The organism is Zoogloea sp. (assembly GCF_028689785.1).
Classification (GTDB): Bacteria; Pseudomonadota; Gammaproteobacteria; order Burkholderiales; family Rhodocyclaceae; genus Zoogloea.
In genome coordinates, this window is sequence record NZ_JAQVCN010000014.1 from 20578 (window position 1) to 40393 (window position 19816).

At 67.8% G+C, this 19816-nt stretch carries 21 protein-coding genes; 7 read left to right on the forward strand and 14 right to left on the reverse strand.

What is annotated here, in order from left to right; all coding sequences use genetic code 11:
- Window position 1 precedes the first annotated feature (1 nt).
- The 11 genes from PHI64_RS08665 to PHI64_RS08715 form a co-directional block, all read right to left on the reverse strand.
- On the reverse strand, window positions 2-250 hold the full coding sequence (locus tag PHI64_RS08665; protein ID WP_299881624.1) for a hypothetical protein: 249 nt from the start codon (window positions 248-250) through the stop codon (window positions 2-4).
- Between the two features lie 173 nt (window positions 251-423).
- The gene (locus tag PHI64_RS08670; protein ID WP_299881627.1) at window positions 424-864 is read right to left on the reverse strand and encodes a nuclear transport factor 2 family protein; all 441 of its coding nucleotides are present in this window, start codon (window positions 862-864) and stop codon (window positions 424-426) included.
- Window positions 861-1646: an SDR family NAD(P)-dependent oxidoreductase gene (locus tag PHI64_RS08675; protein ID WP_299881630.1), complete on the reverse strand. Its 786-nt coding sequence runs from the start codon at window positions 1644-1646 to the stop codon at window positions 861-863. Before PHI64_RS08675 ends, PHI64_RS08670 begins: the two co-directional genes overlap by 4 nt.
- An 8-nt stretch (window positions 1647-1654) precedes the next feature.
- Window positions 1655-2182 (reverse strand): DUF3833 domain-containing protein, encoded by a 528-nt coding sequence (locus PHI64_RS08680; RefSeq protein WP_299881633.1) that lies wholly within the window; start codon window positions 2180-2182, stop codon window positions 1655-1657.
- The gene (locus PHI64_RS08685) at window positions 2179-3432 is read right to left on the reverse strand and encodes an MFS transporter (protein ID WP_299881636.1); all 1254 of its coding nucleotides are present in this window, start codon (window positions 3430-3432) and stop codon (window positions 2179-2181) included. The genes PHI64_RS08680 and PHI64_RS08685 overlap by 4 nt, the downstream gene beginning before the upstream one ends.
- Window positions 3429-3959 (reverse strand): chalcone isomerase family protein, encoded by a 531-nt coding sequence (locus PHI64_RS08690; protein WP_299881640.1) that lies wholly within the window; start codon window positions 3957-3959, stop codon window positions 3429-3431. Before PHI64_RS08690 ends, PHI64_RS08685 begins: the two co-directional genes overlap by 4 nt.
- On the reverse strand, window positions 3943-5172 hold the full coding sequence (locus PHI64_RS08695) for a cyclopropane-fatty-acyl-phospholipid synthase family protein (RefSeq protein WP_299881643.1): 1230 nt from the start codon (window positions 5170-5172) through the stop codon (window positions 3943-3945). Before PHI64_RS08695 ends, PHI64_RS08690 begins: the two co-directional genes overlap by 17 nt.
- Entirely contained in the window at window positions 5169-5942 is a 774-nt protein-coding gene (locus tag PHI64_RS08700; protein WP_299881646.1) for a DUF1365 domain-containing protein, read from the reverse strand. The genes PHI64_RS08695 and PHI64_RS08700 overlap by 4 nt, the downstream gene beginning before the upstream one ends.
- Entirely contained in the window at window positions 5942-7282 is a 1341-nt protein-coding gene (locus PHI64_RS08705; RefSeq protein WP_299881649.1) for an FAD-dependent oxidoreductase, read from the reverse strand. The genes PHI64_RS08700 and PHI64_RS08705 overlap by 1 nt, the downstream gene beginning before the upstream one ends.
- A gap of 71 nt (window positions 7283-7353) precedes the next feature.
- Window positions 7354-7914: a glutathione peroxidase gene (locus tag PHI64_RS08710; RefSeq protein WP_299881651.1), complete on the reverse strand. Its 561-nt coding sequence runs from the start codon at window positions 7912-7914 to the stop codon at window positions 7354-7356.
- Between the two features lie 13 nt (window positions 7915-7927).
- Window positions 7928-8137 (reverse strand): hypothetical protein, encoded by a 210-nt coding sequence (locus tag PHI64_RS08715; RefSeq protein ID WP_299881654.1) that lies wholly within the window; start codon window positions 8135-8137, stop codon window positions 7928-7930.
- Window positions 8138-8221: 84 nt separating this feature from the next.
- On the opposite strand from PHI64_RS08715, the gene PHI64_RS08720 reads away from it, so the two are divergent.
- On the forward strand, window positions 8222-9157 hold the full coding sequence (locus PHI64_RS08720; protein ID WP_299881657.1) for a MerR family transcriptional regulator: 936 nt from the start codon (window positions 8222-8224) through the stop codon (window positions 9155-9157).
- Here PHI64_RS08720 and gluQRS read toward each other — a convergent pair.
- Entirely contained in the window at window positions 9148-10077 is a 930-nt protein-coding gene (gene gluQRS, locus PHI64_RS08725) for a tRNA glutamyl-Q(34) synthetase GluQRS (RefSeq protein ID WP_299881660.1), read from the reverse strand. The two genes, PHI64_RS08720 and gluQRS, sit on opposite strands and share 10 nt — an antisense overlap.
- Window positions 10078-10322: 245 nt before the next feature.
- Here gluQRS and PHI64_RS08730 point away from each other — a divergent pair, with 245 nt between their 5' ends.
- A complete protein-coding gene (locus tag PHI64_RS08730; RefSeq protein WP_299881663.1) occupies window positions 10323-12209 on the forward strand; it encodes a sensor domain-containing diguanylate cyclase in 1887 nt (628 codons plus the stop codon).
- 19 nt (window positions 12210-12228) lie between these two features.
- Here PHI64_RS08730 and PHI64_RS08735 read toward each other — a convergent pair whose 3' ends face one another.
- Together PHI64_RS08735 and PHI64_RS08740 are read right to left on the reverse strand one after the other, a co-directional pair.
- Window positions 12229-13095, reverse strand: a complete 867-nt coding sequence (locus PHI64_RS08735; protein ID WP_299881665.1) for a spermidine synthase-like protein — start codon at window positions 13093-13095, stop codon at window positions 12229-12231.
- Window positions 13096-13148: 53 nt separating this feature from the next.
- Entirely contained in the window at window positions 13149-13622 is a 474-nt protein-coding gene (locus PHI64_RS08740; protein ID WP_299881668.1) for a transcriptional repressor, read from the reverse strand.
- 67 nt (window positions 13623-13689) lie between these two features.
- Here PHI64_RS08740 and hisI point away from each other — a divergent pair, with 67 nt between their 5' ends.
- From hisI to PHI64_RS08765, 5 genes are all read left to right on the forward strand, one after another.
- Window positions 13690-14130: a phosphoribosyl-AMP cyclohydrolase gene (hisI, locus tag PHI64_RS08745; protein WP_299881671.1), complete on the forward strand. Its 441-nt coding sequence runs from the start codon at window positions 13690-13692 to the stop codon at window positions 14128-14130.
- Entirely contained in the window at window positions 14127-15356 is a 1230-nt protein-coding gene (gene zigA / locus PHI64_RS08750; RefSeq protein WP_299881674.1) for a zinc metallochaperone GTPase ZigA, read from the forward strand. Before hisI ends, zigA begins: the two co-directional genes overlap by 4 nt.
- Window positions 15349-16434: a GTP-binding protein gene (locus PHI64_RS08755; protein WP_299881677.1), complete on the forward strand. Its 1086-nt coding sequence runs from the start codon at window positions 15349-15351 to the stop codon at window positions 16432-16434. The genes zigA and PHI64_RS08755 overlap by 8 nt, the downstream gene beginning before the upstream one ends.
- Before the next feature lie 101 nt (window positions 16435-16535).
- Entirely contained in the window at window positions 16536-18488 is a 1953-nt protein-coding gene (gene thrS / locus PHI64_RS08760; protein ID WP_299881680.1) for a threonine--tRNA ligase, read from the forward strand.
- Window positions 18485-19816, forward strand: coding sequence for a dihydroorotase (locus PHI64_RS08765; RefSeq protein WP_299881683.1), 1332 nt, complete (start codon window positions 18485-18487; stop codon window positions 19814-19816). Before thrS ends, PHI64_RS08765 begins: the two co-directional genes overlap by 4 nt.

Genomic DNA, 19816 nt, shown 5'->3' on the forward strand with positions numbered 1-19816 from the left:
CTCAGCGGCCTCCGCCGGCGTGCTTCACGCCGTAGCCGCCATCGATATCCCACTCAGCCAGGATCTCGGCGGCCTGGCGGGCCAGCTCGGGGTCGGCAAAGCCCTCCCTGGACGGCACACGGACAAAGCTGCGAAGCAGGCGCCCGTTCTTGGCAAAGAGGTCGTACCAGCCATCCCACTTGCTGTCGTCGTCCCGACGCAGGACAGCGTAGGGTTGATAGGAAAAGTCACCGTGCATCTGCAGAGTCATGTTGAAGCTCCCTTCGACCCATGGACATACAGGCGCATCGCCACGCATGGAGTCAGATCCCAATCTTAGGGGGCCCACAGCAGCAAGGGGTTAAACATCATTACATCAGCCCGGCAGGAATCAATCGTTCACAAAACCCCGACCGGGATTGAACCGGCCCCCAAGCCTCACGTTCATCGGGCCGCCAGGCGACTCCTCAGCCAGCGCATCAGCACGCCGAGCAGGGGCAGGCGGGCAAACAGTTCTTCCCCGGTATCCCAGTAATCCCGATGGACGGCCACCCGGCCATCAGCGGCGAAGCACAGATGGGAGGCACCGCGGATGCACTGCATCTGCGCCTCCTGCCAGCCCCGGAAACGGAACTCGAACTCCCAGGCCAGCCATGCCTCGCCGACTCCGGCCATGCTGCGCGTGACCCGGAAGCGCGGGTCATGCACCTGGGTGTACATATGCCGGAAGACCCGCTCGATGGCGGCCAGCCCGCACACATCATTGAAGGGGTCCTTGAAGCGGGCGTCGGCGGCATACACCTCGGCGATGCGGGCCAGGCTCGCCGGGGACAAGGTCTCGTAGAAGGTGACGACCCGCGCCAGCGCCTGATGCGGGTCACTCACAGGCCGGTGCTCCGGGCAATCAGGCGGAAATAGAGCCGGTCGGGCAGCAAGCCCAGCAGCTTCAGGGCGCCGGTGAAGCGCCGGGGGAAGTGGATCTCGAAAGCCCCGCTGGCAAAGCCCCTGACGATGCGCGCAGCGGCGTCGGGAGCGGAGATCAGGGCCGGCATCTCGAAGTCGTTCTGGGCCGTGAGCGGTGTGGCGACGAAACCCGGGTTGATCAGGAACACCGACACACCCTTCGGTGCCAGATCGAGATACAAGGTCTCGGCAAAGTTGATCAGCGCCGCCTTGCTCGGCCCATAGGCCAGGGCCTTGGGCAGGCCCCGGTAGCCCGCCACACTGCCGACGATGGCCACCGCCCCGTGCCCTTGGCGTAGCAGTTGCGGCAGCACCGCGGCCACGCCGTCCATCACCCCGAGGAGGTTGGTGTGCACCGTGTGACGGGCGTTGTCAGCGGTGAGGTCCCAGGCCCGCAAGGGCGAATAGGTGCCGGCGTTGAGGATCACCAGGTCCACACCGCCCCAGGCTTCCAGCAACTGCATCACGGCCGGGGTGAAGGCGCCCGCGTCTGTCACATCCAGGGGCAACACCAGAGCGTCGTTCAGGGCCGCGGCCACCTGCTGCAGGCGTTCGGCACTGCGCGCCGACAAGGCCAAGCGGGCGCCGCGGGCGCCCAGCTCGGTGGCCAGGGCGGCACCAATGCCCGACGAGGCACCAACGATCCACACCCGGCGGCCCTGCCAGTCGGTGATCGGGGTGTTCAGTGGATCAAACCAGCCCATGCCCACCTCTACTCGCGCTTGCGGAAACTCAGGGTCACTTCGCCGAGCCGGAAACCGAACTTGCTCATCACCGAACGGTTGAGCATCACCCGCTCGTCCATCAGAAACATCCAGTCGTCGAAGTCCACGTTGTAAACCTTGCCGTCCACCGGCAGGGCCATCACGTACTTCCAGCGTAGTGCATTGCCGCGGGCTTCGCCGCTCGCCTCGCCAACCACGTCATCGGCCGTGCCGGTGTAGCGATGCTCATCCAGCCGGGTCAGGGTCCACACCCGACGCTGGGTGCTGCCGTCCGAGTAAGTGAAGCGCTCGTCCAGGGTGCCGGTGTTGCCCGTCCAGCGGGCATCGATGCGCACATGGAAGCGCTTCACCACCTTGCCGGAGCGGTCCTGGAAGATGCCGTCGGCGTCGAGGGTGCCGTTGAAATAGCGGGTCAGGTCGAGGGCCGGTTTCTCCGCGGCGTAGTCCGCCACCTCCACCGACGCACAGCCGCCCAGGCCCACGAAACCTGCCAGCAGGATGGCCAGTTTGCTCATTGCGTTTCTCCTTCCATGATCCGGCGCCAGCGCCACAGGGCCACGGCCGCCATTGACTTGAGCACCAGCGGCAGCACCGCATACACGGCCGACAGGGCCGCCATGGCGCCCTCTTCCCGGGCGCCCGGCGCGTAGCCGAGCCCGCCCAGCAGCGGCAGGGCCAGCCCGGCGGCGAGGGCCAGATTGGCCTTGGTGACAAAGGCCCACCAACCAAAACAGGCCCCGGCACAACCCGCCCGACGGCGCGCCAGCTGATCGGCGAGCAGGGCCGGCGGCAGAGCCAGGTCGGCCCCCAGGGCCAGCCCGGAGAGCACGCAGATCGCCCCGAAGGCCAGCGTGTCGCCAGGGCCGATCAGCGCCGCCCAGGCAAACACCGCCATCGCCAGCCCCATGCCGGCCAGCCAGGCCCGGGCCTTGCCCACCCGCCGGGCCAGGCTCACCCACAGCGGAAGGCCCGCGGCACCGGCCAGAAAATAGATGGCCAGGAAGAGCCCCGACAGATCCTCCCGCCGCACCACATCGGCCACGAAGAACAGCACCGTCGATGCCGGCACTGCGGCGGCGATGCCATTGAGGGCGAACACCCCCAGCAGCGCCGCAAAGGGCTTGTCACTCAGGGCACCCCGCAGGGCGGCCCAAGGGCTTTCGGGCCGGGCCACGGGGCGTTGGCCGGCGGGCATGCCGGGCAGGCTGACCAGCGCCACCAAGGCCAGCACCGCGACGAAGACCGCCCCCGTCCGGGCCAGCCCGGCCTCCGCATTCGAGGCCAGCAGGCCCGGCAAGGCGGCGGCGAGCAGCACGCCGAACAGCCCGAAGCCTTCCCTGGCAGCCACCAGGCGGGTACGCATGTCGCTGCCCTCCCCCAGCTCGGCGCCCCAGGCCCCGTGGTTGATGGTGGCCAGCGAATAACCGAAAGTCACCACCACCAGCAGGCCCGCCAGCCACACGCCTCCCGCGCCGGCCGGCGGCGCCAGCAAGCCACCCACCCCCACCGCCAGCAGGGGCAGGGCCAGGGCGATGAGCCGCCGCCGGCTCAGGATGCGGTCCGAAGCCCAGCCGATCAGCGGGTCGCTGAGGGCATCGACAACCCGGGTCAGGAGCAGGATCGTCCCCACCAGGGCCAGGCTCAGCCCGGCCTGATCGGCATACAGCTTGGGCACATGCACGTAGATGGGCAGGGCCGCGAAAGCCAGGGGCAGGCCCAACAGGCCATAGCGCAGGCTCAGCAGGCGGACCGGGGCGGTGTTCAAGACGGCGCCCCGAGCAGACGGCTGCGCAGGGCCGGCACCCGGGTGCGGCTGTCCAGCCAGATGGCAAAGAAGGCCCGGGAGAAAGCCGGGTCCATCACCTCGCCGGACAGGCGGCCCTGGTGATAGAAGGCGGCGCCGCGGCCAGGCAGGTGCACGCCGACGATGGTCTCGCCCGCCGCCACATCCGGAAAGACGCGCTCCAGCGCGCTCTTCCAACGGGCCAGGCGGGCTTCGTCGGCACCGCCGAGGCGGCGCATCTCGTCCAGGCTGGTGGACACCAGGGTGTCGCGGGAGAAACCCCGGGCATAGGTGAGGGCCAGGGCGAAGGGGGCATCCTCCCGGTAGGCCTGGCCACTCACCCACAGGCTGGCCCCGTAGAGGCGCAGGCCGAGGAAGCTGGCGTCGCCGCTGCCCAGCTTGCGCCAGGCGGGCGCCAGGGCCTGCACCGGCTCGGGCAGGCTGGCCTGCCCCGGCAGTGCGACCAGGGCCAGGGCCGCCAGAAGCAGGAGTTCAGCCAGCCGTCGCATGGCGGAAGGCAAACTGATGCACATCCACGCTGCCGGCGCGAAAGCCAGCCTCGCAGTAGGCCAGGTAGAAGCGCCACAGACGCACGAAGCGCTCGTCGTAACCCAGCTCGCGCACCGCGGGCAGCGCCGCCTCGAAGCGCCGGTGCCAATGCACCAGGGTTTCGGCGTAATCCGCACCGAAGGCCAGATCACCGCTCACCACCAGCCCGGCCCCGGCAGCCTGACGCCGCACCACCCCGGGGCTGGGCAGCATGCCGCCCGGGAAGACGTAGCGCTGGATGAAGTCGGTGCCCTTGCGATAGCTGGGAAACAGCGCATCGGCGATGGTGATGGTCTGCACCACCGCGCTGCCGCCCGGCTTGAGGCGGTCACGGATCTGGGCGAAGTAGCCCGGCCAGAAGCGTTCCCCCACCGCCTCCATCATCTCGATGGAGACGATGTGGTCGTAGCTGCCGCGCACGTCCCGGTAGTCGCACAGCTCGAAGTCTGCGGCCTCGGCCCAGCCGCCCTGCTCCGCCCGCTGCCGCGCCCAGGCCAGCTGCTCTTTCGACAGGGTCAGGCCGAGCACCCGGCAGCCATATTCCCGCACCGCGATCTCGGCAAAGCCGCCCCAGCCGCAACCGATCTCCAGGATGGTCTGCCCGGGCTTCGGTGCAAGCGTGTCGAGGATGTGCCGGTACTTGCGGTGCTGCGCAGCGTCCAGCGTCTCGCCGACCCCAAGACCGAGGGCGCTGGAATAAGTCATGCCCGGGTCCAGCCACAGGCGGTAGAAGTCGTTGCCCAGATCGTAGTGAGCCTGGATGTTGCGCTGGGAGCCCGCCCGGGTATTAGCCCGCAGCAAATGGGTGAGGCGGTGGCCGATCAGGCGCCAGGCCGTGCCGTGGATGGCGCGTTGCAGGCTGTCCCGGTTGCGGGCCAGCAGGGTCAGCAGGGCCGCCAGATCGGGGGTATGCCAGTCGCCGGCCATCCAGGCTTCGGCAAAGCCAATGTCGCCCTTGGCCAGAATGTCGTCGAAGACCGCTTCATCGTCCACGCGCATGTGGGCCACGCAGGGGCCGCGTCCGACGCGCCGGGTCAGGCCGTCGCGCAGATGCACGTCAATGGCACCGCCCTCGATGCTGTCGAGGAGGCCCAGCACGAGGCGGGTGCCGCGGCGCAGGTGTGCGGCCTGATCGGCGGCGGCGCCGACAAAGGGGTGTTCCAGCCGGTTCATGACGATAGCTCCTCGGTAGGCGGTTGGGGTTTGCGGAAGAAGGGAACGCGGCGCAGGGCAAGGCGCAGGGCCTGCCAGTGGATACGGGCCACCACGCCGAAGCTCATCAACGGCAGGCGCCCCAGCCAAGCCAGCAGGGCGCGGCCGCTGAGGGGCTGCTCACGGCCCGACAGGCGGGTGGCGAGCTGGCAGTGCCCGCCCTCCCAGTAGTCGATGGCGGTGCTCACCGCCCCACCCTGGCGGGAGAAGCGGAAGCGGTATTCGCCGCGCACCGGAAAGAACGGGGATACGTGAAAGACTTTGCAGGCCTTCAGCTCGTCGCCGGCGGTGATGGGGCGGTGGTCCGGGTGGGCCACCAGGTAGTTGTGATGCTCACCGAAGGTGTTGCTGACCTCGGCCAGCACGGCCCGCAGGCCACCCTGACGGTCATGGCAGAACCAGAAGCTCACCGGATTGAACAGAAAGCCGAACATGCGCGGCATGGTCTGCAGCACCACCTCGCCGTCGGCTTCGACCAGCCCTTGGCGGGCCAGCAGATCGCGTATCCATGGCAACAGGGGCGCGCCGTTGCGGGCGCCGTGATCGCGGCTGCGCAGCGAGAACACGCCAGGGCGATCCACGCCCAGCAGGGGCACGCGCAAGCCATCCAGGCGGCTGAGGGGGATGCGCAGGGTGGCCAGGGGGTAGATGAAGCGGTTGTGCACCGGGCGGGTACGCTCGTGCATCACCGCGCCCATGCACACCGTCGGCGCGAAAAGCTCGGCGGCCATCAGGCGAGCGCTCCGCTTCGCTGCCCGCTGCCCTGCCAGGGCGCCTCCACGCCCAGGGCAGCAGCCACGGCGAGGGCCGACTTGAGCCCATCCTCATGGAAGCCGTAGCCCGTCCACGCCCCGGCGAACCAGCTGTTGCGCTGACCCTGCAGGGCCGGCAGGCGGGCCTGGGCGTCGATGGCGCCCTGGTCGAAAACCGGGTGGGCGTAGGCGTAACGCCCCAGCACGGTGTCGGCCGCCGGTTCGATGAGGGGGTTGAGGGACAGGACCACCGGCGTGCTCACCGGCAGGGGCTGCAGGCGGTTGAGCAGGTAGGACACCGACACCGGCCGCTCCCCCGGTGCACCCTGGCCGGACAGGTAGTTCCACGCCGACCACACCCCAGGGCGGCGCGGCAGCAGGCGCGTGTCGGTATGCAGCCAGGCATCGTTGTGCTGGTACTTCACGGCCCCCAGAACGGCGCGTTCGGCCTCGCTGGCGTCGGCGCCGAGCAGGGCCAGGGTCTGGTCGGAGTGGCAGGCAAACACCACTTCGTCGAAGCGCTCCACGCCGCTGCGGGTGCGCAGGCTGACGCCGAAGCCCGCCTCGCGGCACACCTCCAGCACCGGGGTGGCCACGCGCACCTCGCCGATGCCCCCCAATAGCTTGTCCACGTAGGTGCGCGCGCCGTTCCTGACGGTGTACCAGCGCGGCCGGTCGAAGATCTGCAGCAAGCCGTGGTTATGACAGAAGCGTACGAAGGTGGCCAGCGGGTAGGCCATCATGCTTCGGGTCGGACAACTCCAGATGGCCGCCGCCATGGGGATCAGGTACCAGTCACGGAAGGCGTGGCTGTAGCCCTGGGTCATCAGATAATCGCCGAGGGCAATGTCGGGGGTGCGGCCCTCCCGGGCCATGCGGGTGGTTTCCCGGTTGAAGCGCCGGATGTCCTGGAGCATGCGCCAGAAATCCACCCGCAGCAGGTTGCGGCGCTGGGCGAAGAGGCTGCCCAGATCGCTGCCAGCCCACTCCAGGTCGGTGGCCGTCAGGCTCACCCCGAAAGACATCTCGCTTTCCACCGCCTCGACGCCGAGCAGGGCGAACAGGGCGCACAGGTTGGGGTAGGTGCGCCGATTGAAGACCAGGAAGCCCGTATCCACCGGAAAGCGCTGCCCCTCCACCTCCACATCCACTGTGTGGGTGTGCCCCCCAAGGTAGTCGCCACTTTCAAACAGCACCACCTCGTGCTCCCGGCTGAGCAGCCAGGCACTGGCCAGACCGGCAATGCCTGCGCCGATCACGGCGATGCGCTTGCCACCCTGGGGGCTGGGCTTGAGCCTGTCTTCCTGTCCACGGTCCATCGCGTGCTCCTGTTGATGTGAGGGTGTCGGCGTCGAGCCGTTGTCGTTCCGGGTTGAGTGCCGAGAGGTGTTCAGGGGCGCTCGGCGAGGGCTCTTTCGACGGCGTTCACCAGGGTGCGGCTGTCTGGAGGGGTGGTGCTGGGAAAGCTGAGCACCTTCCGGCCGCCGCGATCGATCAGGTATTTGTGGAAGTTCCACTTGGGCCTCTCGCCGGTTGCGGAGGCAAGCTGGCGGTAGAGGGGGTTGGTAGCCGCTCCGGTGACATCGCTCTTGGCGAACATCGGAAACTTGACACCGTAGGTGAGGCGGCAAAAGTCGGCGATCTCCTTGTTGCTGCCCGGCTCCTGGCTGCCAAAATCATTGGACGGAAAACCCACCACCACCAGACCCTGGTCCCGGTATTTGGCGTACATCTTCTCCAGCCCGTCGTACTGGCCGGTGAAGCCGCAGTAGCTGGCGGTATTGACCACCAGCACGACCTTGCCCCGGTACTGGCACAGGGACTGAGGTGCGTCGTCCTGAAGCCGAGGGAAGGTGTGGTCAAGCAAGGCCGGACAGGCCTCGGTAGCGGCGTGGGCGGCACCGGTGGCGAACACGGCGGCAGCGAGAAGGAAGTGGCGCAGGACAGGCATCATCGTCTCCCGATCACAGGCCGGCGTTCTGATGCAGGAAGATCTTGACCGTCAGATCGTCGTCCTGGACAAACACCGAAGCATCCTGAACCTCGACCGATGCGCCCAGCCCCCCGAACACATGCGGCTGGGCGGCCATACGCTGAACGCCAAAGGCCACGGCACCTAGCACCAGAAGGGAGAAGAGCACCCCAACGGGGGTTTCAACGCGTTGAGTGTTCATGGTGTTTGTCCTGGACAATTAGAGGGTACACCCCTACACTAGGATCAAATCATCGTCATGTCAACATTTTGTCCAGGACAAAATATGAACACTTCACTCCAACCTGCAGGCCTCCCGATTGCTGCGGTTGAACGTGACACAGGCCTGGCTAAAGACACCCTGCGTGTCTGGGAGCGCCGTTACGGCTTTCCGCAACCCGACCGTGACGCCAACGGGGAGCGGGTCTATCCCCTGGTACAGGTAGACAAGCTGCGCCTGCTGCGGCGTCTGATCGACCAGGGGCTGCGCCCGGCAAAGATCATTCCGCTGGAACTGCAGGCTCTGACGGCGCTGCTCGACGAGATTGGCAAACCCCGCGACGAGGGCGACCCGGAGCGCAGTGCCCAGTTCGCCGCCATCCTCAAGTTCGTGCGCCTGCATCTGCATGAGGACTTGCGCCGCAGCCTGCAGCAACTGCTGATGAAGCTCGGCCTGCAGCGCTTCGTCTGTGAGGTGGTGGCCCCCCTCAACCAGCTGGTCGGCGATGCCTGGCTGCGCGGCGAGCTGGAGGTGCCGGAAGAGCATTTGTACACCGAGCAGATCCAGAACATCCTGCGGGCTTCAATCGGTGCCCACCCGTCCCCCCGCAGCGGCCGGCCGGTGGTGATGCTGACCACCTTTCCTGAGGAGCAGCATGCCCTCGGCCTGCTGATGGTCGAAGCGGCCATCACACCAGAGGGCGCCTGTTGTGTCTCGCTGGGCACCCAGACCCCCCTGGAGGACATCCGCAACGCCGCGTCGGACGGGCGATTCGACATCGTCGCCCTGTCCTTCAGCTCGGCATACCCCACCCGCCAGGCCATTGAGGGCCTGCGCCGCCTGCGTGCAGGCCTGCCCGAGCAGGTGAGCCTGTGGGCCGGCGGTTCGGCCGTGCACGGCGCGGCGCGCAAGCTCCCGGGGATTACCGTATTTGAATCCATCGACACCCTGCCAGCCGCCCTTGCGGCATGGCGCACCGGGGCCGGCCTGAATCAGCCGTAAGCCGGCATCGGAGCGAAACGCCGCCGGGGCACCCGCGCCAGAGACCAGTTAGCCATGGCCCACTGCCACACCGCATCCAGGCCGGACTCCACCAGGCCGGCCGGCGGCGCCTGCCCCAGGAAGTCCAGGGCATCCATCAGCACCCGTGCCGGATCCTGCCCATCCACGCTGCGCGCCAGGGTCTGCTTGGACAACTTCTCACCCGCCCCATTGGTCGCCACCGGAAGATGGACGTAGGCCGGGGTCGGGTAGCCGAGCAGGCCTTGCAGCACGATCTGGCGGGCCGTCGAATCGAGCAGGTCTGCACCCCGCAGCACTTCCGTCACCCCGGCCTCGGCGTCATCCACCACCACGGCAAGCTGATAGGCAAACAGGCCATCGGCCCGCCGCAGCACAAAGTCCCCCACATCGGCCGCCACGTCCTCTTCAATCACGCCCTGCACCCCGTCGTCGAAACGGATCAGCCCCGCAGGCACCCGCAGACGCCAGGCGCGGGCCTCCCGCCCCGGTGCCAACCCGGCCCGGCAAGTGCCGGGATAACGCCGGGTGCCGTCCCGGGCAAGGGCGGAATCAGCCATTTCCCTGCGGGTGCACGCACAACCGAAGAGCATGCCGGCTGCCTCAAGGCGCTCGAAAGCCAGCTGATAGGCCGCCGTGCGCCGCGTCTGCCACACCACCTCGCCATCCCAGGCAAAACCATAGGCATCGAGGGTACGCAGGATAGCGTCGGCAGCGCCGGGAACGCTGCGCGGTGCGTCCACATCCTCGATGCGCAGCAGCCAGCGCCCGCCCCGGGTACGCACCGACAGACAGCTGCCCAGGGCGGCAACCATCGAACCGAAATGCAGCGGTCCGGTGGGTGAGGGGGCAAAACGCCCCACCAGCGGAATCGACGCCATGCCCGACGATTTATTCTCCATGCATTTTTATCCACACCAAAGACACAACGTTAAACAAATCAGTCGCTTACCCGATCCGGGCGAAACCCCTATGACTTTCGGCATATTCCGCTTCTCCACATGCCCCCGGATAATCGGCCCGGCATTTCGGGAGCACTGCCCGAGGGCATTGTGGCAGTGATCCGTCGGCCCCCCAACTCCCAGCCAGGCCCGCTGCTGCCAGCCATGACTTTCCGCCCCAGGCCGACACACCCGACCCCTACCGCATGAAACCTGGCAGCCTTTCCCTTCTCCGTACGGGTACGGATGTGCCGCACGCGGCATCCACGGGTCAGGGCAGACATCCGGATGTCCTGCGTAGCCTTCGCCGCGCCCATCTGCTTGGTCAGCTCGCCAGCGTCGTCACGGTCGTCGGTCTGTGGCCCCATATCGCCAGCCCCTGGCAGCTGCTGCTGTGGTGGTTGGGGGCAAGCATCTCCCAGGCACTCCTCGCCCGCACGATCCACCCGACGCGGTTGGCGCGCTCAGGCACACCCATCCATGACCCCTTCTTGCGCCACTACCTCCTCTCCGCCATCGCGGCGGTGGGCGGCGGCGCGTGGGGCACCCTGGCCCTGGTTGGCCCCTACGAGGCCGGCCCCCAGGCCCAGGCCATCCTGTTCATGGCCCTTGGTGGGGTCACCCTGGCCGGTGCCGGCATCCTGTTTGCCAGCCGCAGCGCCTGCGCGGTGTTCGTCACCGCCGCGCAACTGCCCCTGTTCATCCAGACCGTTGTCAACCCCCCAGCCAGCCTACCCCACGCCAGCCTCTTCCTGGGCGTGTTCGTACTCTTCGCCCTGACCCTCAACGACCTCATCGCAGCCTCCCGCGACGGTCAGCCCCAGATCGGCGCCGAAGCTGCCGAGCTCGCCAGCATCCAGCAGGCCATGCTCGACAACACCACCGAAGCCATCGTGCTGTCGCACGGGCACCGTATCCAGCGCTGGAACCAGCACTTCCCGGAAGTCATGCACTGGACGCGGGTCAACATCGCCGGGCGGCGTCTGGCAGCCTGCTTCAGCAGCCGCGCGGAATGGCGCCGGCACGCCCGCGCCGCCATCGACACCCTGGATCGAGGCGAAACCTACCGAACCGTCACCCGCCTGCGCCGCGGGGACGGCAGCGATTTCTGGGCCGAAATCTCCGGGCGGAGGGCCGGCGGCAGCGAGTTGCCGGCGCACGTCGTGTGGACAGCCTCCGACATCTCCGAGCGCGTCAGCACCGAGGCTCGGGACAACCTGGCCCACACCGAGCTGGCGGCGCTCCTCCGGCAGAGCGCCGACTGGTACTGGGAGACCGATAGCCAGCACCGACTGATGCAGATCGCCCCGCTGGCGATGGCGGCCGACGACAGCCTGCAGCATCACATCGGCCGCAGGTGGTGGCAGTTCCAGCGCAGCGGCCAAAGCGCCCGCCTGGCCCACGGCGTGCTGCGCAAGACCTTCGAGCAACGCGACGGCTTCCGCGACCTTCCGGTGGATGTGCCCGACGGCAGCCACACGCCACGGCGCCTGCAGCTCAGCGGGACTCCCCGGCACGACGAGCACGGCAGCTTCACCGGCTACCACGGCATCGCCACCGACGTCACAGAACGGATCCGCGACCGGGAGCGCATCCATTTCCTGGCCTATTACGACGCCCTCACCAGCCTGCCCAACCGCCGCCTGTTGATGGATCGGCTCGGTCAGTCCATTGCCCGCGCCCAACGTTACCAGGAGTACGTCGGCGTGATTCTGGTGGATGTGGACGACTTCAAGCGCATCAACGACCTGGCCGGCCATGGCACCGGCGACCGGATCCTGGTGGAGATGGCCGACCGGCTGCGCCACAGCGTGCGCTCCTGCGACACCGTGGCCCGACTGGAGGGTGACGCCTTCGTGATCCTGCTGCCCGAACTCGAAACCGCTGGTGCTGCCCAGCCGGTGGCCGCCAAGCTCCTGTCAATCCTGCTGCAACCCCTGGTGCAGCCTTCTCCCCGCAACATGCTGGGCGCCAGCCTCGGCATCGCCACCTTCCCCAACGACGCCAGCAACGCCGAAGACCTGCTGCGCATCGCCGACGGTCGCATGCTCCGCGCCAAGCGCCGCGGCGGGCAGCGCATCGAATGCGCCTGAGCCCGCCCGAGGGCGCATCTCAGACGTAGCGCAAACGCCGGCTGCGCTCCAGGCGCTCGGCAAAGCGCGGAAAATCGAGACCGGTGCGTTGCCGCAGAGCTTTGGCCTGATTGCCTATCTCGCGCCAGCGGGGGGCGAACCCCGGCGCCCGGATGGCCAGCACGATGTCGTTGCCGTCCGGCAGCGAAATGCTCAGCACCCGATCGTCAAAGACACCGGCGATCATGTCCAGATGGGCCTCCCGGTCGGCCCGCTCGCCGGCCAGATTGGCCACCATCAGCCCGCGCCCGGCCAGGGCGTCATGCACCGTCTGATAGAAGTGGCTGGAGCTCACCGAGCCCGACAGGCCATGGCGATCGAAGGCATCCATCATGATCACGTCGGGGCGCTCGTCCCAGCCGGCGCTCTCGATGACCGCATCGGCCCCGTCGCCCTCCCGCACCTGCAGGCGGGCATCGTCGGGCGGCAACTCGAACTCGTCACGGAAGGCGATCACCCGGGGGTCGATCTCCACCACCGTGATGCGCGCCGACCCTACGTGCCGGTAGCAGAACTTGGCCAGCGAACCGCCCCCGAGGCCCAGCATGAGCATGTGGCGCGGCTTGGGCAGGAAGAGCAGGAAGCTCATCATCGCCTGGGTGTAGTCCAGCTCCAGGGCGAAGGGGTCCTTCAGGCTCATGGTGCTCTGGATCAGGGACAGGGAGAAATGCAGGCTGCGGGTACTGCCGTCGTCGATCACGAAAGGCTTGTCGTAAGCCCCCGACACCACCTGGCCAAGCACCGCGCGGGTGTCGCAATCCGCCGGCTCAAGCAGGCGGATGGTGTCGCTGTCGGAAAAAAAAGGGCTGGGCAGTACCAGTACGGAGGGTGTTTCAGCGGGAGGCACGGCGGGGGAAGGAACGAAGGCGGGGCTGCATTGTAAGCCCGCGGCCGGAACATTCAGGGTGCCGCCCGGCAGGCCGGGCAGACCGCACCGATCTCCACCTCGGGGCTCTCCAGCTGATGCCCCGCCGCCGCCAGACTGGCCGCCAGGGCCCCCATCACCGCATCATCCTGCAACTCCGTCACCCCGTTGCAGCGCGGGCACACCAGAAACAAGCCCGGCATCTGCGCCTGGTGGCAGTGCTGGCTGCAGGCCACGAAGAGGTTCATGCGCCCGACCTTGTGGGCCAGCCCCTGCTCGATCAGGAAATCCAACGCCCGATAGACGGTGGGTGGTGACGCTCCCGGCTTGTCGGCCTTGATCCGCTCCAGCAGATCGTAGGCCTTCAAGCCCCTTGGATGACGCAGCAACAGCGCCAGCACCAGGCGCCGGATAGGCGTCAAGCTGGCGCCACGGCTGCGGCAGCTCGCCTCGGCCTGATCGAGGAAGCCGGTTTCGACAGCGTCTGGGGAGGGGGCGGCAGTATTCATGGGGGAGTTCACACGAGCAGCAGTGCAATGTTATAACATTGCGATTCAAACAGATTGTCAGGCCACCATGTTAACCCGACTTGAGTCTGCCCCTCCCGGCAGCCAGCTCCCCCTGGAGGCCGTGCTCGACACCCTGCCCTGGAACCAAGATGGCCTGATCACCGCGATCGCCCAGCAACACGATTCGGGCGAGGTGTTGATGCTGGCCTGGATGAACCGGGCGGCCTTCGCGGAAACCCTGAGCACGGGCCAGGCCTGCTACTGGTCCCGCTCCCGGCACAGCCTGTGGCGCAAGGGGGAAACCTCCGGCTGCCGGCAACGTGTCATCGATGTCCGCTTCGACTGCGACGGCGACGCCGTGCTGCTGCTGGTGGACCAGCTCGGTGGCGCCTGCCATACCGGGCGGCGCAGCTGCTTTTACAACGGCGTGCGCGGTGACCGGGTCGAAGTCCTCGACGCCCCACTCCCTGCCCTGCCCAAGCCGATTTCCGCCAAGGAGACCCCATGACCCCGTCCTCCCGGGCCAGACTGCCCGTCACCGTCCTGTCCGGCTTCCTCGGTGCCGGCAAGACCACCCTGCTCAACCACGTCCTGCACAACCGGCAAGGCCTCAAGGTGGCGGTCATCGTCAATGACATGTCCGAGGTCAACATCGACGCCCGCCTGGTGGCCGAAGGCGGCGCCGAGCTGTCCCGCTCCGAGGAAAGACTGGTCGAGATGAGCAATGGCTGCATCTGCTGCACCCTGCGTGAAGACCTGCTGGTGGAGATCCGCCACCTGGCAGAGGAAGGCCGTTTCGACTACCTGCTCATCGAATCCACTGGCATCTCGGAGCCGCTGCCGGTGGCGGAAACCTTCACCTTCCGGGACGAGAACGGCGTCAGCCTGTCCGACATCGCCCGTCTCGACACGCTGGTCACCGTCGTCGACGCCTTCAACTTCCTGCGCGACTACGGCTCCACCGACTACCTGGCCGACCGGGGCGAGAGCCTGGGCGAGGAAGACCAGCGCACCGTCGTGAACCTGCTGGTGGATCAGGTGGAATTCTGCGACGTCATCGTCCTCAACAAGACCGACCTGCTGGACGCTGCCGAGCTGGAGCGTCTGGACGGCCTGCTGAAGAACCTCAATCCCCGCGCCGACATCGTCCGCGCCCGCTTCGGCCAGGTGCCCCTGGAGCGCATCCTCGACACCGGGCGCTTTGACTTCGCCGCCGCGGCCGAAGCGCCGGGGTGGCTGGCCGAACTGCGCGGCGAGCACGTGCCGGAAACCGAGGAGTACGGCATCACCAGCTTCGTGTACCGGGCCCGGCGCCCCTTCCATCCCCAGCGTTTCCATGAATGGATCAACCAGGAGTGGCCCGGCGTAGTCCGTTCCAAGGGCTACTTCTGGCTGGCCAGCCGCCCCACCATGGTGGGCAGTTGGTCCCAGGCCGGGGCGGTGGTCCGTCACGAGCTGGCCGGGCTGTGGTGGGCCGCCGTGCCGCGGGACCGCTGGCCCTCGGACGAGGAAGGCCTCGCCGCCATCCGTGCCCGCTGGGACGACGCCGTCGGCGACGCCCAGCAGGAGCTGGTCCTGATCGGCATCGACATGGACGAAGTTGCCCTCCGCGCCCGCCTGGACGCCTGCCTGCTGAACGACGCCGAGTACGCCAGCCGTCCCGCGGCATGGACGCAGCTGGCCGACCCCTTTCCCCGCTGGGCCTTTGCCGGTCAGGAGCAAGCCCATGAGTGAGCGCGAGGAGCACGACCCCCGGGTTCCCATCACCCTGCTCACCGGCTTTCTCGGTGCAGGCAAAACGACCCTGTTGAACCATCTCCTGCGCCAGCCGGAGATGGCCCGGGCTGCCGTGCTGATCAACGAGTTCGGCGCCGTCGGCATAGATCACCATCTGGTCGAGCGCGTCGACGCGAACATCGTGGTCCTGGACTCGGGCTGCCTGTGCTGTACCGTCAAGAGCGAGCTGACCCGCAGTCTGGCCGACCTGTTCCTGCGCGCCCTGCGCAAGGAAGTCCCGGTGTTCGACCGGGTCGTCATCGAAACCACCGGCCTCGCCGATCCCGTGCCGGTGATCCAGGCACTGATGAACGATTTCTTCGTGGCCGAGCGCTTCCGTTTCGATGGGGTCATCACCGCGGTGGACGCGCTCTTCGGCCGCGACCAGATCCAGCGCCATCGGGAAGCCCTGCGTCAGGTCGTCATGGCCGACCGCCTGCTGATCACCAAGTGCGACCTGGCAGGCGGCGTCGAGCTTGCTTCGCTGGAACAGGATCTCGCCGCCCTCAACCCCGGGGCAAGCCGGATTCACGTCTCCGGCGGAGCGGTGGCGGCCTCTGCCATCATCGACTGTGGCCTCTACGACCCGGGCAGCAAAGTGCCCGACGTAGCCCGCTGGCTCGCGCCGCCCGCCGCCACCGGCATCCGCTACGCGCCCCGGACGGCAGCCAAAATACCGCCCTCCCACGATGGCAGTGTGCAGAGCTTCACCCTGGTCTTTGAGCAGCCCCTGCCCTGGGTTGGCTTCATCGACAGCCTGCGCCGCCTTCTCGACACCTGCGGCGACCGCGTTCTGCGGGTGAAGGGGCTGCTGCAGGTCACGGGCGATCCACGCCCGTGGATTGTCCAAGGCGTTCACGACATGGCCTACCCGCCCATCCCTCTGCCCCAGTGGCCCACCGAGCCTCCCTTTGATGACGGCCACAGCCGGCTTGTCTTCATCGTCCAGAACCTGCCCCGGGCGCAGATCGAGGCGGGCTTCTCGGGATTGCTCGGTGCAGCCCCGCTCGTCGCCCCAGCCCCCCTTCCAGGCTGATCCGCCGCAATCCACGCCAGCAGCATCGGCGGGCACCGACAGAGCCTCGCCGTCACCCCGCCCTGCCCTTCACCCTCCTTCTCCTACCAGGCTCACGCACCATGCCCTGCATCACCCTGCCTGACGGCAGCCAGCGCACGTTTGTGCACCCGCCAACCGTGGCCGACGTCGCCGCCGCCATCGGCCCCGACCTCGCCAGGGCCGCCCTCGCCGGCTGTGTCGATGCGCATCCGGTCGATCTCAGCTTTCGCATCGACAGGGATGCCCGGCTCAGTCTGATCACTCAGGACAGCCCTGAAGGCCTGGCGATCCTGCGTCACTCCTGCGCCCACCTGCTGGCCATGGCCGTGAAACAGCTCTTCCCTGGCGCCCAGGTCACCATCGGCCCGGTCATCGAAGAAGGCTTCTTCTACGACTTCGCCTTCGAGCGCCCCTTCACCCCCGATGATCTGACACGGATCGAAGCCCGCATGCACGAACTGGCCGCCGCCGACCTGCCCGTCACCCGGCGCGAGCTTCCCCGTGACGAGGCCATTGCCCACTTCGAACAGCAGGGCGAGCACTACAAGGCAGAGCTGATCCACGCCATCCCGGAAGGCGAGCCCCTGTCCCTCTATCGCCAGGGTGACTTCGAGGACCTGTGCCGGGGCCCCCATGTGCCGTCCACCGGCCGCCTCAAGGCCTTCAAGCTGACCAAGGTGGCGGGCGCCTACTGGCGCGGCGACGCCACGAAGGCCGTTCTGCAGCGCATCTACGGCACCTGCTGGCCCGACGCCCGGGCGCTCGCAGCTCACCTGACCCGCCTGGAGGAAGCCGGCAAGCGTGACCACCGCAAGCTCGGCGCCCAGCTCGATCTCTTTCATTTCGACGATAGCGCGCCCGGATCGGTGTTCTGGCACGCCCGGGGCTGGACCCTGTTCCAGCAGCTGATCGCCTACATGCGGGCACGCCAGGACGAGGCCGGCTACATCGAGGTCAATACCCCGGACGTGATGGACCGTGGGCTGTGGGAAACCTCCGGCCACTGGTTCAACTATCGCGACGCGATGTTCACCACCACCACCGAGGACGAGCGGGTTTTTGCCCTCAAGCCGATGAACTGCCCCGGCGCCGTCTCGCTGTTTGCCCAAGGCATCAAGAGCTACCGCGACCTGCCCCTGCGCATGGCCGAGTTCGGCAAGGTGCACCGCTACGAGCCCTCCGGCGCCCTGCACGGCCTGCTGCGGGTGCGTCACTTCACCCAGGACGACGCCCACATCTTCTGCACCCCCGCCCAGATGCAGGACGAGTGTGCCCGCAGCATCGCCCTGGTGTTCGCCATCTACCGGGATTTCGGCTTCGACGAGGTGGCCGTCAAGCTGTCCACCCGCCCCGCCCGGCGCATCGGCGACGACGCCACCTGGGACGCCCTGGAGAACGCCCTGTCGGGCGCCCTTGACCGGATGGGCATCGCCTACCGGGTCAATCCCGGCGAGGGCGCCTTCTACGGCCCCAAGCTGGAGTTCGTGCTGCGTGACGCCATCGGCCGCGACTGGCAGTGCGGCACCCTGCAGGTGGACCTGAACCTGCCCGAGCGCTTCGATATCCACTACGTGGATGAAGATGACCAGCGCCAGCGCCCGGTCATGCTGCACCGGGCACTGTTCGGCTCCCTGGAACGCTTCACCGGCATCCTGATCGAGCACTACAGCGGCCTCTTCCCGGTCTGGCTTGCTCCCTGCCAGGTGAAGGTCCTCACCATCAGCAGCGCCCAGGATGACTACGCACGCGAGCTCGTCCGCACCCTGAAGCAGGCCGGTCTGCGAGCCGATGCCGATCTGCGCAATGAGAAGATCGGCTTCAAGATCCGCGAACACACCCTGCAGAAGATCCCCTACCTGGCCATCGTCGGCGAACAGGAAAGACAGCAGGGTCAGGTCGCCCTGCGCGCCCACGACGGCACCAAGCTGGGCAGCCTCTCACGTGCAGCGTTCATGGAACAGCTCGTCCGCGCAGCCCGGTCGCCCCTGCACACCCCCCTCTCCCCCTGCGACCTCGCCCCACCCTCGCCATGACCCGACGCATCCTCATCCGCAACGCCCGGCTGGTGAACGAAGGCGGCATCGTCGATGGCGACCTGCTCGTCGCCGACGGCCGCATCGACCGGATCGCCGGCAGCATCGCCCACGCCGCGGAGATCGAGATCGACGCGGCGGGCGCCTGGCTGCTCCCCGGCATGATCGACGACCAGGTGCACTTCCGCGAACCCGGCCTGACCCATAAGGGCTGCATCGCCAGTGAATCAGCAGCGGCCGTGGCCGGGGGCATCACCAGCTTCATGGACATGCCCAACACCCGCCCGCCCACGCTCGACATGCTCGCCATCGACGCCAAGCGAGCCCTGGCGGCAGCTGGCAGCCACGCCAACTACGCCTTTCACCTGGGGGTGTCCACCCACAACCTGGACGCCGTGGCTGCCGCCGACCCGACCCGCATTGCCGGCATCAAGGTTTTCATGGGGGCCTCCACCGGTGACATGCTGGTGGACGACCCCACCGTGCTGGAGCGCCTGTTTGCCTGTGCTCCCACCCTCCTGCTGGCCCATTGCGAAGACACCCCCAGCATCCTGGCCAACGAAGCTGCCTGGCGGGCGCGTTGCGGCAATGACATCCCCTTCGAAGCCCACCCCCTGATCCGCAGCGCCGAAGCCTGCTACCGCTCCTCGTCCCTGGCGGTGGGCCTGGCCCGTCGGCACGGTACACGGCTCCACGTGCTGCACCTGTCCACCGCCCGGGAGCTGGCCCTGTTCGACGACGGCCCCCTGGCCGGCAAACAAATCACCGCCGAAGCCTGCCTCCATCACCTGCTGTTCGACGACAACGCTTACGCCGCCCTGGGCAGCCTGCTCAAGTGCAACCCGGCGGTGAAGACCCGGCAGGACCGGGACGCCCTGCGCGCCGCCGTGGCCAGCGGACGCATCGACGTGATCGGCACCGACCACGCCCCCCATACCCGGGCCGAGAAGGCCGCCCCCTACGCCACCGCCCCATCCGGCCTGCCCCTGGTACAGCACGCCCTACCAGCGCTGATGGAGCTGGTGCATGACCGGGTGCTGGATCGCCCGACCCTGGTCCGGCGCTGCAGCCACGCCGTCGCCGATCTGTTCCAGATCCGTGATCGCGGCTACCTGCGGGAGGGTTACTGGGCCGATCTGGTGCTGCTCGCCGATCAGGATCACGCCGTGGATGCCGCCCCCATCCTCAGCCGCTGCGGCTGGACCCCGTTCGCCGGCCGGCACTTCCGCTCCCGGGTTCTCACCACCCTGGTATCCGGACAGCTCGCCTGGCACGACGGCCGCCTCAACCCCGCCTGCCGTGGCGAAGCCCTTCAATTCGACCGCTGA

Bases quoted from the DNA above. Each gene is read 5' to 3' on its own strand.
- PHI64_RS08675 (WP_299881630.1), bottom strand. From the start codon at position 1,646: ATGGGCTGGTTTGATCCACTGAACACCCCGATCACCGACTGGCAGGGC.
- PHI64_RS08755 (WP_299881677.1), top strand. From the start codon at position 15,349: ATGAGTGAGCGCGAGGAGCACGACCCCCGGGTTCCCATCACCCTGCTC.
- thrS (WP_299881680.1), top strand. From the start codon at position 16,536: ATGCCCTGCATCACCCTGCCTGACGGCAGCCAGCGCACGTTTGTGCAC.
- PHI64_RS08730 (WP_299881663.1), top strand. From the start codon at position 10,323: ATGAAACCTGGCAGCCTTTCCCTTCTCCGTACGGGTACGGATGTGCCG.
- PHI64_RS08690 (WP_299881640.1), bottom strand. From the start codon at position 3,959: ATGCGACGGCTGGCTGAACTCCTGCTTCTGGCGGCCCTGGCCCTGGTC.
- PHI64_RS08715 (WP_299881654.1), bottom strand. From the start codon at position 8,137: ATGAACACTCAACGCGTTGAAACCCCCGTTGGGGTGCTCTTCTCCCTT.
- PHI64_RS08705 (WP_299881649.1), bottom strand. From the start codon at position 7,282: ATGGACCGTGGACAGGAAGACAGGCTCAAGCCCAGCCCCCAGGGTGGC.
- PHI64_RS08680 (WP_299881633.1), bottom strand. From the start codon at position 2,182: ATGAGCAAACTGGCCATCCTGCTGGCAGGTTTCGTGGGCCTGGGCGGC.
- PHI64_RS08700 (WP_299881646.1), bottom strand. From the start codon at position 5,942: ATGGCCGCCGAGCTTTTCGCGCCGACGGTGTGCATGGGCGCGGTGATG.
- PHI64_RS08665 (WP_299881624.1), bottom strand. From the start codon at position 250: ATGACTCTGCAGATGCACGGTGACTTTTCCTATCAACCCTACGCTGTC.
- gluQRS (WP_299881660.1), bottom strand. From the start codon at position 10,077: ATGGAGAATAAATCGTCGGGCATGGCGTCGATTCCGCTGGTGGGGCGT.
- zigA (WP_299881674.1), top strand. From the start codon at position 14,127: ATGACCCCGTCCTCCCGGGCCAGACTGCCCGTCACCGTCCTGTCCGGC.
- PHI64_RS08720 (WP_299881657.1), top strand. From the start codon at position 8,222: ATGAACACTTCACTCCAACCTGCAGGCCTCCCGATTGCTGCGGTTGAA.
- PHI64_RS08710 (WP_299881651.1), bottom strand. From the start codon at position 7,914: ATGCCTGTCCTGCGCCACTTCCTTCTCGCTGCCGCCGTGTTCGCCACC.
- hisI (WP_299881671.1), top strand. From the start codon at position 13,690: ATGTTAACCCGACTTGAGTCTGCCCCTCCCGGCAGCCAGCTCCCCCTG.
- PHI64_RS08740 (WP_299881668.1), bottom strand. From the start codon at position 13,622: ATGAATACTGCCGCCCCCTCCCCAGACGCTGTCGAAACCGGCTTCCTC.
- PHI64_RS08695 (WP_299881643.1), bottom strand. From the start codon at position 5,172: ATGAACCGGCTGGAACACCCCTTTGTCGGCGCCGCCGCCGATCAGGCC.
- PHI64_RS08765 (WP_299881683.1), top strand. From the start codon at position 18,485: ATGACCCGACGCATCCTCATCCGCAACGCCCGGCTGGTGAACGAAGGC.